Genomic DNA, 12563 nt, shown 5'->3' with positions numbered 1-12563 from the left:
GGGAAATGATCATGTCAAAAGTATTATTTGTTAAAGGAACACCTCAAAGTGAGGAACAATCAAGAAGTACGCAAGTTGCTAGAGCATTTATCAATGAATATAAGGAAGTAAATCCAACAGATGAAATAATAGAAGTAGATGTCTATTATGCAAATGTGCCATTAATCGATGCTGATTTTTTAACTGGACAAAAGAAGTTAAGAAGTGGGGAAGTGCTAACAGATGTTGAAGCACAAAAAATAGAAGCAGTGAATGCATTCACAAAACAATTTATGGAAGCAGATAAATACATCATTCAGTCTTCAATGTGGAATTTAGGAATCCAACCTTTATTAAAAGCCTATTTTGATACAATCATGAGTGCTGGAAAAACGTTTAAATATACATCAGAAGGTCCAGAAGGATTGATGAAAGGGAAAAAAGCAATCCATATTCATGGAATGGGAGGATTTTATTCACAAGCGATTGGAATGGAACATTCTGATTCTTACGTAAGAGGTGCGCTAAAGTTTGTTGGAATTGAAGTGGAACCAACGATTTTTGTTGAAGGTATTGACTATGATCCAACTAAAGAAGAAGAAATTGTTACTTCAACAATTGAAAAAGCAAAAGAGGTAGCACGAACGTTTTAAAAAAAGCATTGGTGGGATTAGTTAAAAAGATTTTAATTAACATCATCCCACCTCGCACGTTTAAAAGCGTAATAAAGAAGAATAGACAAAATACATTCATCAAAATCATAAAGGGGGAACATATGATGAAAGTAGAAATTTGGTCTGATTTTGTTTGCCCGTTTTGTTATATTGGCAAACGTCAATTTGAAATAGGGTTAGAACAGTTTGAACATAAAGAAGAGGTCGAAGTCGTATTTCGACATTTTCAATTAGATCCATATGCGAAAAAAAATACAGGAATGGATATCCATCAAGTATTATCCTCTAAGCATGGTGTCCCATATGAAAAAGCAAAAGTACTGAACAATCAATTGAAACAGAAAGCAAAAGAGGTTGGTTTAGATTATCAATTTGATACAATGATTCCTACGAATTCATATGATGCACTTCGTCTTTCTTATTATGCAAAAGAGAAAGGGAAGATTCGGGAGTTTATGGAGCGTATTTTGAAAGCTCATTTCACAGATTCACTAGATATCGGTGATCACGCAACACTTGCTCAACTTACAAGTGAAATAGGTCTTGATGGCAACGAAGCTTTGGATGTTTTATCAAATGATCAATATAGCGAGAATATCGCAACTGATAGAGCCGAGGGATCTAAAATTGGGATTCAGGGCGTGCCCTTTTACGTTGTGAATGATAAATATGTCATCTCAGGAGCACAACCTAGCGAAGTGTTTTTAGAAACATTACAACAGGTATGGAAAGAAGAGTACGCGAATCGTAAGGTTGAAGAGCATAAATTAGAGTCGTCGCTCGATGATTATTGTTCAGATGGAACATGTAAATTTTAATGGATATTCAAAAAAGATTCAGAAATCACAAAAGAATATTATAGTATATCAAGGCTCAGGTATTGTTGTTCTAATTCTTGCAGTAGTGCCAACATCACTTGACTTGTATTGAACCTAATTTATAGCTGCTTTAAATACCACTTTATTATGAATCATTTACTTCCAAAAAATCAAAGGGGTTTAGCGATATGAAAAATACAATTTTCCAAGGCACAATCGAGCATTCAGGATTTGTAGTACCCGATATCGAAGTAGCAGTTGAATTCTTCACTCATATTTTGGGTTTTGAAGTCTTGTTCCGGCCAGGACGGATGCAGTTTGAGGACGATAGTTTAAAAAGATACTTTGGGGTTCACGAACATTCAGTTGTAGAAGGGGCGGCATTTTTGCAATATGGCGGTAGAAAGATCGAACTGGTTCAATGGTCGACGCCAGATCAACAGAATGTTCACCTAAAACCCAGTGATATCGGTGTAGCCCATCTAGCTATTACAGTCACCGATATAGAAGAGGCTTTGAAATACTTTGCAGAACAGCCTGATGTTAAAGTTAGAGAGCTGAGTCCTCTTGGATTTTTCTATATCACAACTTCATGGGGAATGGAGATTCAAATAATGGAATTACCCCAAAAACCTTTATGACCTATCTAATTTTTACCAAGACAAGAACAAGGGCCCTTTAATTAGTTGAAACAATAACTGTATCTTTATTAATGGACCCTCTTTCTCCTTCTGATCAAAGGACACCAAGAAGGGTCCTTTCCATCTAGTTGACCTCTTGCAGGCAATTGATCATTGTTTTCTCCTCTTAATACCTCACTAATATCCTGCTTTCTTAAAATCCATATCATTTCTGTGCTTTTTGATGTCTCTTTTAGCTTTGGCAGCTCGAGCAAAGTGTTAACAGCAGAATGCCCAATGCCAACTACTGCAACTGTTTAATGCTGAAGAAGAGAAGTGGGCATTTTTCCAAAGGGTAAGAGGTGAAATTGGAGATCGATTGAAACAGTTTGCTGAGACTGGAAAATAGTGCTGCGTTTGAGTTGATTGAATATAAAATCTAATAATAAAGAGGATCAAGTCAAAGATTCTCTTTTTTTCATTAATTAATAGATAAGACATAACCATTGTAATGCCAAATCGAATCATTACAAAGAACGTTTTCTTTGTAATGACTTGGCGAAGAGCTACTAAACACGAGTTGGAAGAGAGATGTTATTTATAATATCAAAACTTAAACTTGATCTCTTTTAGTTTACATAATATATATTCTAGGAAGTTAAACAATAATTGAATTTTCTTTGTCTCATTATTAAGTATACTTATCTTATTGAGATAAAACAAAAAATGAAAATCCAACGGTTGATTCGTCAGAGTTTCATTCCTCTAAATGTTTTAAGATTTTTGCAGGATTCCCGCCAACAATCACATTTGACGGAACATCTTTTGTCACAACGGCTCCTGATGCAATGACAGCATGATCTCCGATTGTCACACCTGGATTGATAATGTCACCACCGCCAATCCATACATGATGTCCAATTGTGACTGGTTTTCCGAATTCAATACCTGTTTGACGTTCTTCTGGATTTAACGGATGTCCAGCTGTATATATATGTACATTCGGACCTAACAAACAATGATCTCCAATTGTAATCTTGCAAACATCTAATAACACTGCATCAAAATTCGCAAAAAAATGCTCACCAACCTCGATATTGTATCCATAATCACATTGTATTCTGCCTTCAAACACCACATCTTCTCCGCAAGCGCCTAAAAGCTCCTTTAAAATGGCCTTTCTCTGTGATGGCTCATTTGTTTGCTGATAGGCAAATGTCAATTGTCGCGCTTTTGCTCGATCTGCCATCAATGTGTGGTCATTTGGATGATAGTATTCTCCCTTGATCATCTTTTCTTTTTCTGTTTTCATGTTCATCTCCCTTTTGTTGAAAATTCATTCATCGTTTGAATGAATGCCTCGGTGAATTGTGTTGTCGTCTCATTTCCTCCTAAATCCTTCGTTTTCAAGTTCTTTTTTAAGGTCTCATCAAGAGTATGTTCGATCAGACTGGCTGTCTGTTTTAATCTTTCATCTTGATATTTCACATGTAGCCAGTTACAAAGCATTACTGTAGAAAGAATCATGCCCATTGGATTGGCGATATTTTGACCAGCTATATCAGGTGCTGAACCATGTGCCGCCTGTGCCATCGCTTGATTTTCGTTGCAATTTAATGAGGGTGCCATTCCTAAACTGCCGACTAGTTCTCCTGCAAGATCAGATAAAATGTCGCCAAACATATTTTCAGTCACAATCACATCAAAATCACCTGCACGTCTCACTAAATGAGCAGCCATCGCATCAATATGAATATCCTCAACCTCCACTTGTGGATATGCTTTCGCTACCTCTTGACATGTTCGTAAAAACAAGCCAGATCCTAATTTGATCACGTTCGCTTTATGAACAATCGTGACTTTCCGCCTCCTCTCCACTGCACGTTGAAAGGCTGCGTGGGCAATACGGGTAATTGCTTTTTTTGTAAACACACCTGTAGATATGGCGACATCTGGTGTAATCATCCACTCTCCTGTCCCCTGATACATATTCCGGTCTGGATAAAAGCCTTCTGTATTTTCTCGAAAAATGACAAGGTCGACACCACTGGCAACGCTTTTCACACCTGGCAACGATTGCGATGGACGAATATTTGCAAATAAATCAAATGTATGACGCAGTTCTCCACTTGGATTTCTTCTTTCTTTCAATTGATCAGGATATGAAGCTGAATCATGAGGTCCTAATATCCAGCCATGGCATTTTTTCAAGGCGGCTATAGTAGACGCTGGCACTGGATCTTGATGAGAATGAATGGCTTCAGCACCGATAGGACACTCTACAAATTCCACAAATGGTTCATTGAACTGTGCCAACGCTGTCTTTAAAATACGCATACTAGAATCAACAATTTCCGGTCCAATTCCGTCTCCCTTTAAAATACCTATTCGATATGACATATGTATCGCCCCTTTTGTCTTTATTCTATCAAAGAATGATGAAGTTGGAATATTTTCTTCATGATGATCCTCCCTCATGTTATTTACGAATCAAGAAGTCTCCTTTATAATCGAGTAGATTTGTTCTGTATGACTACATAGATATGAGGGATTAGATGAAATTAAAGTGGTATAAAGCGATTATTGTTATTTTTACGATGTCTGGGATCTCCATCTCCACTTGGTTTTCAAGAACACCAGAAGTGAGAGATTTATTGCAAGCAGATACAGGCACAATGGGACTCATTTTACTCGGCTTATCTGTAGGTTCCATTGTCGGGCTGATTCTTTCCAATGTATTCGTTCGCAAAAAAGGCGGCCGAGTGGCGATTGTGGTCAGCGCTTTTTTGATGTTTATTGGATTCTCAACCCTTGCAATCGGCGCGGCCATCTCTTCTACGCTGGTTGTCACTGCTGGTCTTTTTCTTTTTGGTTCAGGCTCAGGCATGTGCAATGTAGCCATGAACTTAGAAGGAACGGAGATTGAGTATCAGATCAAGAGAACGATCCTGCCGATTTTGCATGCTTCTTTCAGTATTGGAACGTTAATTGGTGCAGGTGCCGGAATACTCTTTATTTATTTAGGTGTGTCTGTCCTCATTCACCTTCTCACCATTGCACTCCTTTTCTTTCTCAGCATCCTGATTTGTACACGGTTTATTCCGCACGGGACAGGAAAAGATCCGGATAAGACGCAGACAGAATCAGTTGAGGCTTCTCAAACATCATGGCTGAACAAACGGACGATCTCATTAGCGATGATTGCCTTATGTCTCGCATTTGTAGAAGGTTCTGCAAATGATTGGATTCCACTAGCAATGGTTGATGGCTATCAGGTTTCTCATTCAATGAGTACGGTCATCTATGCATTATTTTTGTGCGGGATGATTAGTGGCAGATTACTGAGCGGACGTTTCATTGATCGCTTTGGCAGGGTGCTGTTGCTAAGAGTCGCGATCTTATCTGCTGCCGCCGGACTATTCTTGGTGATTTTAAAGATTTCACTCGTTGTGTGTATGATATCTATCTTTTTATGGGGACTTGGCGCGTCCTTAGGCTTCCCGCTAACCATTTCAGCAGCTGGTGATGATAGCCGCTATGCTGTCAAACGTGTCAGTATCGTCACTTTATCTGGGTATACAGCTTCTCTATCAGGGCCCCCTGTTTTAGGACTGCTCGCCAATCAAGTCGGTCTGCTTCATGCGTTTATTTTTGTTCTGTTTGCCATTTGTATTGCAGGAATCTTTACAAAAGCTGTTGCAAAACCGACATCAATACATTCTTTTTGAAAAGTGCCAGATCTTTGATCTCGGTACTTTTTTTAAATTTAATAAATAAAATTGAAACCTTTCATGAAGTGAAACAGTCCTATAGATGTCTTGATGTTTATCGCTTTTTTAAAGAGGGAAAGTAAAAAAATAAGACTTTTCAAATAACTGAAAACGTGGTAAGATCATGAAAATAAACAGGAAGGGGTGAGAAAAATGAAAAAAAATATGCTGTTAAAATTAGCAGTCTTATTCATAGCACTTGCAAGTTTTCATTTGTTCTCAATGCCTCATTCCGTTCAGGTATACCATCATGCAAAGGTGGTTGCTGATCAAGAATCACATGAAATGAAAATCGTTCAGACAGCAGGCGATGAAAAGAAACAAAAACATGTGAACGCAGTATTTGCGGCATTTACAGCACTGCTAGTCATTGGCAGTATGGCAGCTGGATTTGCACGCATCACTTATACTGATCGATTTGACCGGAAAAAGAAGCATTTACTTGCAGTGTTCTACCAGTCTTCGAATTTCCGAGTAGCTCGTGTTAACCCAACCATTTAAATCAAACAAAAATTGGGAGGTTTTACACGATGTTATTTTTCTTAAGAGTATTCATTCTAGGTCTATTCTCTGTCACTTCACTTTCTCTTTTCGTTTACCAAGGAATTGAAGTAGTGCATGCCATCACAAGCATGTTTGGCAATCACGAGAGTTAAATTGACCTCATCATAAAAAACCCCCTGCCTTACGCAGGGGGTTTTCGATTTGCTTATTTATTGTCATCTTGGTCAGATGCAGCAGGTGATAAAAGAACTTGAGTTACTTCTCCCTGCTCTTCCTCATCTAAAATAAACGATCCATTGCTATAACGATCATTTGCCCTTAGTGTGGAAATATCGAGCGGGATCGTGGCACCCTTTTCCGTATCAATCTCAAGTGTATCGTGCAGTGAAGCAGCAATCACAGCAACAATTCTGTGAGGGTTTTTCTTTAATTCTCTTAGCATGATCACTCCACGTTTTGCTCTTGATGTCTTATCAAATTCAGAGAGGTTCATCCGCTTCACAGCACCTCTTTGTGTCGTGAGAACAAGCACATTATTCTTCGGATCAATGATTTGTCCAGAGACCACCTCGTCTCCGTCCTTCAAATTGATGCCTTTCACACCAGCCGCTCTCGGACCGACCACACTCACTTCTTCTTCATCAAACCATAATCCATAGCCATTTTTCGTTGCAATAAACAATTCTTGCTGACCTGTTGTGACATGAACATCTACAAGTTCATCATCACCTTTTAAATTCAAGGCGACAAGCGGTTTTGAATAACGCTGCGCTTTATATTGGAGAAGCTCTGTTTTCTTCACCATACCGCCTTTTGTAAAGAACAGGAGATACGATGTTTCATCGAATTCTTTAATTGGGATCGCTTTTTGAATGGATTCATCGCGATCAATCGAAATAATATTCGTAATGTGCTGCCCCATGTCTTTCCAGCGTATATCTGGTAACTGATGAACTGGACAGTAAATGTAGCTCCCTTTATTCGTAAAGAGCAGAAGAACATCTGTTGTATTCATTTCAAACTGGTGAATCAGTCGGTCTGTATCCTTCATACCGAAGTCCTTACCGTTTGATGCAGCATATGAACGCTGGCTTGTCCGTTTGATGTATCCATCTTTTGTGACTGTGACGTACACGTCCTCTGATGCGATCATCACTTCAAGGTTAATCTTAATTTCTTCAATTTTTTCCTCAATGACGGATCGTCTTTCATCAGCATACGTCTTTTTCAACTTCTTCAAGTTGTTCGTAATGACTTTAAACAGCTTCTTCTCATTCGCTAAAATGTCTTCAAGCTCTGCAATTCGCACGTCAAGCTCTCTTGCTTCGTCTCTTAGTTGAGTGATATCTGTATTTGTTAAACGATATAACTGGAGAGAAACAATCGCTTCTGATTGAGCTTCTGTAAAATCATATTTCTCCATCAAATTGTTTTTCGCATCACGCTTATCATTAGACGAACGAATCGTCGCAATGACTTCATCTAAAATGGAAAGAGCTTTAATTAATCCATCTACAATATGATGACGTTCTTTTGCTTTTCGAAGCTCGTATGCTGAGCGGTTCGTCACCACTTCTTTTTGATGAGCAATATAAGCGTCTAGTACAGTTGTAAGCGTCATTAAAGTCGGTCTTCTGTTATGTATCGCAACCATATTAAAGTTATATGGGATTTGCAGATCAGAATTTTTATATAAGAAATTCAAGACACCATTCGCATCCGCTTCTTTTTTCAGCTCTACAACAATCCGAAGGCCGGTACGATCCGTCTCATCCCGAACTTCAGAAATTCCTTCTACTTTTCTTTCAATGCGGAACTCGTCCATCTTTTTGACAAGATTGGCCTTATTCACTTCATAAGGAATTTCTGTGATCACGATTTGCTGGCGTCCACCGCGGATGGTTTCAATCTCCGCTTTTCCGCGAATCATAATCTTTCCTTTTCCTGTTTCATATGCCTTCTTAATACCATCCACACCTTGGATGATCCCGCCTGTTGGGAAATCTGGCCCTTTGATGACTGTCATTAAATCTTCAACCGTACAATGCGGCTGTTCAATTCGCTTAATCACGCCATCAATCACTTCTCCTAGGTGGTGCGGCGGAATATCAGTCGCATAACCGGCTGAAATCCCTGTTGACCCGTTCACAAGAAGGTTGGGAAACATCGCTGGTAAGACAACAGGCTCTTTGCTTGTATCATCAAAGTTCGCGACAAATTCGACTGTCTCCTTGTCGAGGTCCTTTAAAAGCTCTGATGCAATTGCAGAAAGCCTTGCTTCCGTATAACGCATGGCAGCAGGAGGATCTCCGTCGATACTCCCGTTATTTCCATGCATCTCAATCAGCACGTTTCGCACTTTCCAATCCTGGCTCATTCTCACCATTGCTTCATAAACAGAAGAATCACCATGCGGATGATAGTTACCAATTACGTTACCGACTGTTTTGGCAGCTTTACGGAAGTTTTTATCTTGTGTATTTCCTTCTGCATACATCGCATATAAAATTCTTCGTTGTACAGGCTTTAATCCATCACGTGCATCTGGAAGTGCACGATCTTGGATAATATATTTACTATAGCGACCAAAACGGTCCCCAATCACTTCTTCTAACGGTAAATCATGAAATCGTTCTTGTTGTGCCATGTTTAAACCTCCTCAGCTAGCGACAAGTTTTCATTTTCAAGAATGTTGCTTTCCTCATCAAGTCCAAAGGCGACATTCTTTTCAATCCATTTACGGCGTGGTTCTACTTTGTCACCCATCAGTGTCGTGACGCGGCGCTCCACCCGTGCAGCATCATCGATCTTCACCCTGACAAGCGTTCTCGACTCTGGATTCATTGTCGTTTCCCATAGCTGGTCGGCATTCATTTCACCTAAACCTTTATAGCGCTGAATCGTATATCCTTTTCCAACTTTCTTTAGTACGTCATCCATTTCTTCATCAGACCAAGCATATTCAATGACTTCTTTCTTCCCTGAGCCTTTGCTAACTTTATATAAAGGCGGAAGAGCAATGAATACTTTGCCATGCTCAATCAGCGGCTTCATATAGCGGTAGAAGAATGTAAGCAATAGAACCTGAATATGCGCGCCATCTGTATCAGCATCTGTCATGATGACAATTTTGTCATAATTGATGTCTTCTACATTAAAATCGACACCAACCCCGCCGCCAATGGCATGGATAATGGTGTTGATTTCTTCGTTTTTGAAAATATCCGCAAGCTTTGCTTTCTCTGTATTAATGACCTTTCCTCGAAGCGGCAGCACCGCTTGGAATTTTCGATCACGTCCTTGCTTGGCTGATCCACCAGCAGAGTCGCCCTCTACTAGATACAGTTCATTTCTTGCCGGGTTTCTAGATTGAGCAGGTGTTAATTTTCCGCTGAGTGTTGCTTCAGATTTTTTCCGTTTCTTGCCGCTCCTTGCTTCTTCTCTTGCTTTTCTAGCCGCTTCTCTTGCCTGCTGCGCTTTAATCGCCTTTTTCACAAGCAGTGTCGCCGTTTCGCGGTTTTCTTCAAGGAAATAAGCCAATTTTTCAGAAATCACGGCATCAACAGCTGACCTTGCCTCACTCGTTCCAAGCTTTCCTTTTGTTTGCCCTTCAAATTGAAGAAGTTCTTCAGGAATTCTGACAGAAATAACAGCTGACAGACCTTCACGAATATCCGTACCTTCTAAATTTTTGTCTTTTTCTTTTAAAAGGGTCACTTTGCGTGCATATTCATTAAAGGCTCTCGTCATGGCCGTTTTTGCACCAGACTCATGCGTACCACCATCTTTGGTTCTTACGTTATTGACGAACGACAAAATATTTTCTGAATATCCGTCGTTAAATTGAAAGGCAAAATCGACTTCAATGGACTGATGTTCGCCTTCAAACGAAACGACTTCACTAAGTACATCCTTTTCCTCGTTTAAATAAGCAACGAACGCTTCAATACCTGTCTCATAATAAAAGGTTTCCTGCACATCATGGCGCTCATCAATCAGCTCTATTTTTAGCCCTTTTAATAAAAAGGCTGATTCTCTTAAACGCTCTGATAATGTATCAAAATTATAGGTGGTGACACTGAACATCGTTGGATCTGGCTTAAAATGAATCAGTGTACCGGTCTTTTTCGTTTTCCCGATTTTTTCAAGTGATGTGACTGGCTTTCCGCCATGTTCAAAGCGCTGGTGATAAATAAATCCATCGCGTTCTATCGTCACGGTGAGCCACTCTGAAAGTGCGTTCACAACGGACGCCCCAACTCCGTGAAGTCCACCACTTGTTTTATAACCGCCTTGACCAAATTTTCCGCCTGCGTGCAGGACCGTTAAAATGATTTCTGGTGTCGGTTTTCCAAGCTTATGCATACCAGTAGGCATTCCGCGCCCTTTATCTTGGACGGAAATGCTGTTATCTTTATGTATTTTGACAATGATATGATCTCCATGGCCCGCGAGCACTTCATCGACAGAGTTGTCTACAATCTCATAGACAAGGTGATGAAGACCGCGTGAATCCGTCGATCCAATATACATCCCTGGGCGTTTACGGACCGCTTCAAGCCCCTCTAGCACCTGAATAGAATCATCGTTATAATCTACTTGCTGCTTTTTAACCAAATGCTTAATCCCCTTTCACTAACAAACATAACCGGCTAATCATCAATGATCTCTCTAGATTTTAATGATGATCATGCTGCTCATTACTGTCCACTTTAATAAGCTGCATCATCACCATGCATGTGTGATTCAGCGATACATGCTCTTTTGCACGGTTATGAGAATGTTCTACATTCTGCAATCAGAACTAGAAGTCCATTATAAACAAGACTGTTTCATAAGCCAAATGCAATCATATGATGGTTTTAGCAAAACAGAACAAATGTTCTATATTTATCTTATCGCTCTTTTTCTCGATATGCAAGGTCACCGATAGGTCCCTGTCGCCTTATTTTATCGCTTTCTTCTAGAATCGCAAATATATTTCTGCAACAAAAAAGCAAAAATCCTTGAAAAACCAAGGATTTTTGACGATTTAATGAGTTTTTGTCATCGCATGAGCCACTTTGATACATAAGTCCATGATGGCGACCTTGCCATTTTCCTCAATCAGCCTTTTTGCCTCTTCATGATATACGCCTTGCTGCGCCCAAAAAACAGGTGCGTCTATTTCAAGAAATTCTTTCGCCACCTCAGGCAAAAACTCAGAACGTCTAAAGACATTGACGATATCAACAGGCTCTTTTATGTCTTTTAAAGAGGCGACCGCTTTTACCCCAAGTGCTTCATCAATCGTTGGATTGACAGGAATGATGTCATAACCGGCATCCTGCATGGCTTTTGAAACCATATATGACGTTCGGTGCGGCTGATCTGACAAACCTACAACTGCAATTCGCTTACTGCTTTTTAATATACGCCCAATTTCTTGTTTTGAAGGATGATTCATCCAGACACTCCTTTTCTTCTATTTTAGCGAATTTCTTGTTAAAAACAAAGCTGAATTCATCGGCCATCGTTTTTTTCAAAAAAAGATCGCCATGTTTTTCATAAGATCATGTTAAAATGTAAGACAAGAGGGAGAATATAAAGGAGTTATGCAGATGTTAATTGCTTTGATGTTTATTTTGGCTTATCTTCTCGGCAGTATTCCATCAGGTCTCATTGTCGGGAAAGCTGCAAAGGGAATCGATATCCGTGAACATGGCAGCGGGAACCTAGGTGCGACGAATGCATTCCGTACACTAGGTGTGAAAGCAGGGTCGATCGTTATCACCGCTGATATTTTAAAGGGGACTCTTGCTTCGGCTTTACCGTTTTTCATGCAACTGGACATTCATCCCTTATTAGCAGGAGTTGCTGCTGTTATCGGTCACAGCTTTCCTGTCTTTGCAAAATTTAAAGGGGGAAAAGCGGTCGCTACATCAGGCGGCGTGCTGTTATTTTATGCCCCGTTCTTATTTATCACGATGATCGCTGCTTTTTTCTTATTTTTATACATTAGTAAATATGTTTCATTATCATCTATGCTGACTGGGATCTACACATTCATTTACAGCATATTCACCCAAGATCTATTTTTAATTATTGTTGTTGCTGTTCTTGCTGGCTTTGTGATCTTCAGACACATCGCCAACCTCAAACGAATTCTCAACAAAACTGAACCGAAAATCAAATGGCTTTAGCCGTTTCATCAATTTA

12 protein-coding genes and 1 pseudogene are annotated in these 12563 nt (G+C 39.7%); 8 read left to right on the top strand and 5 right to left on the bottom strand.

The genetic code is table 11. The features are described 5' to 3' along the window. Positions 1 to 11 precede the first annotated feature (11 nt). The 4 genes and pseudogenes from M2369_RS12325 to M2369_RS12310 form a co-directional block, all read left to right on the top strand. A complete protein-coding gene (locus tag M2369_RS12325) occupies positions 12 to 632 on the top strand; it encodes an FMN-dependent NADH-azoreductase (RefSeq protein ID WP_058337567.1) in 621 nt (206 codons plus the stop codon). Positions 633 to 757: 125 nt separating this feature from the next. Continuing rightward, positions 758 to 1471 carry a DsbA family oxidoreductase gene (locus tag M2369_RS12320; RefSeq protein ID WP_259254417.1) on the top strand — a complete coding sequence of 238 codons (714 nt, stop codon included), beginning with the start codon at positions 758 to 760 and terminating at the stop codon, positions 1469 to 1471. A 188-nt stretch (positions 1472 to 1659) separates the two neighbouring features. Next, complete coding sequence (locus tag M2369_RS12315) at positions 1660 to 2112, top strand: glyoxalase/bleomycin resistance/extradiol dioxygenase family protein (protein WP_058337569.1); 453 nt, start codon at positions 1660 to 1662, stop codon at positions 2110 to 2112. Between the two features lie 304 nt (positions 2113 to 2416). Beyond that, positions 2417 to 2500, top strand: a pseudogene (locus M2369_RS12310) (arsenate reductase); the annotation flags it as partial. Positions 2501 to 2848: 348 nt separating this feature from the next. On the opposite strand, the gene M2369_RS12305 reads toward M2369_RS12310, so the two are convergent. Next, the gene (locus tag M2369_RS12305) at positions 2849 to 3403 is read right to left on the bottom strand and encodes a sugar O-acetyltransferase (protein WP_259254415.1); all 555 of its coding nucleotides are present in this window, start codon (positions 3401 to 3403) and stop codon (positions 2849 to 2851) included. A gap of 2 nt (positions 3404 to 3405) precedes the next feature. After that, entirely contained in the window at positions 3406 to 4569 is a 1164-nt protein-coding gene (locus M2369_RS12300; RefSeq protein WP_259254414.1) for an isocitrate/isopropylmalate dehydrogenase family protein, read from the bottom strand. A gap of 77 nt (positions 4570 to 4646) precedes the next feature. Here M2369_RS12300 and M2369_RS12295 point away from each other — a divergent pair, with 77 nt between their 5' ends. The 3 genes from M2369_RS12295 (at position 4647) to M2369_RS12285 (ending at position 6517) form a co-directional block, all read left to right on the top strand. Further along, entirely contained in the window at positions 4647 to 5819 is a 1173-nt protein-coding gene (locus M2369_RS12295; RefSeq protein WP_259254413.1) for an MFS transporter, read from the top strand. 195 nt (positions 5820 to 6014) lie between these two features. Then, a complete protein-coding gene (locus tag M2369_RS12290; protein WP_008343786.1) occupies positions 6015 to 6362 on the top strand; it encodes a hypothetical protein in 348 nt (115 codons plus the stop codon). Positions 6363 to 6391: 29 nt separating this feature from the next. After that, positions 6392 to 6517, top strand: coding sequence for a hypothetical protein (locus M2369_RS12285; RefSeq protein WP_008343787.1), 126 nt, complete (start codon positions 6392 to 6394; stop codon positions 6515 to 6517). Between the two features lie 53 nt (positions 6518 to 6570). Here M2369_RS12285 and parC read toward each other — a convergent pair whose 3' ends face one another. The 3 genes from parC to M2369_RS12270 form a co-directional block, all read right to left on the bottom strand. Beyond that, on the bottom strand, positions 6571 to 9012 hold the full coding sequence (gene parC / locus M2369_RS12280; protein ID WP_100325052.1) for a DNA topoisomerase IV subunit A: 2442 nt from the start codon (positions 9010 to 9012) through the stop codon (positions 6571 to 6573). 2 nt (positions 9013 to 9014) lie between these two features. After that, on the bottom strand, positions 9015 to 10982 hold the full coding sequence (gene parE / locus M2369_RS12275) for a DNA topoisomerase IV subunit B (protein WP_007499323.1): 1968 nt from the start codon (positions 10980 to 10982) through the stop codon (positions 9015 to 9017). A 415-nt stretch (positions 10983 to 11397) separates the two neighbouring features. Beyond that, the gene (locus M2369_RS12270; protein ID WP_007499324.1) at positions 11398 to 11811 is read right to left on the bottom strand and encodes a CoA-binding protein; all 414 of its coding nucleotides are present in this window, start codon (positions 11809 to 11811) and stop codon (positions 11398 to 11400) included. 154 nt (positions 11812 to 11965) lie between these two features. Between M2369_RS12270 and plsY the strand changes: the two genes are divergently transcribed. Continuing rightward, positions 11966 to 12547, top strand: a complete 582-nt coding sequence (gene plsY / locus M2369_RS12265; protein WP_008343794.1) for a glycerol-3-phosphate 1-O-acyltransferase PlsY — start codon at positions 11966 to 11968, stop codon at positions 12545 to 12547. Positions 12548 to 12563: the final 16 nt, after the last annotated feature.

Source organism: Bacillus sp. JUb11 (genome assembly GCF_024807925.1).
Lineage (GTDB): Bacteria > Bacillota > Bacilli > Bacillales > Bacillaceae > Bacillus > Bacillus altitudinis.
The sequence above is the reverse complement of the archived record's forward strand: the minus strand, read 5'-3'. Positions and strand labels throughout refer to the sequence as shown.

Excerpts from the sequence above, each read along its gene's own strand:
- M2369_RS12325 (WP_058337567.1), top strand. The coding sequence starts at position 12 with ATGTCAAAAGTATTATTTGTTAAAGGAACACCTCAAAGTGAGGAACAA.
- M2369_RS12320 (WP_259254417.1), top strand. The coding sequence starts at position 758 with ATGAAAGTAGAAATTTGGTCTGATTTTGTTTGCCCGTTTTGTTATATT.
- M2369_RS12315 (WP_058337569.1), top strand. The coding sequence starts at position 1,660 with ATGAAAAATACAATTTTCCAAGGCACAATCGAGCATTCAGGATTTGTA.
- M2369_RS12305 (WP_259254415.1), bottom strand. The coding sequence starts at position 3,403 with ATGAAAACAGAAAAAGAAAAGATGATCAAGGGAGAATACTATCATCCA.
- M2369_RS12300 (WP_259254414.1), bottom strand. The coding sequence starts at position 4,569 with ATGAGGGAGGATCATCATGAAGAAAATATTCCAACTTCATCATTCTTT.
- M2369_RS12295 (WP_259254413.1), top strand. The coding sequence starts at position 4,647 with ATGAAATTAAAGTGGTATAAAGCGATTATTGTTATTTTTACGATGTCT.
- M2369_RS12290 (WP_008343786.1), top strand. The coding sequence starts at position 6,015 with ATGAAAAAAAATATGCTGTTAAAATTAGCAGTCTTATTCATAGCACTT.
- M2369_RS12285 (WP_008343787.1), top strand. The coding sequence starts at position 6,392 with ATGTTATTTTTCTTAAGAGTATTCATTCTAGGTCTATTCTCTGTCACT.
- parC (WP_100325052.1), bottom strand. The coding sequence starts at position 9,012 with ATGGCACAACAAGAACGATTTCATGATTTACCGTTAGAAGAAGTGATT.
- M2369_RS12270 (WP_007499324.1), bottom strand. The coding sequence starts at position 11,811 with ATGAATCATCCTTCAAAACAAGAAATTGGGCGTATATTAAAAAGCAGT.
- plsY (WP_008343794.1), top strand. The coding sequence starts at position 11,966 with ATGTTAATTGCTTTGATGTTTATTTTGGCTTATCTTCTCGGCAGTATT.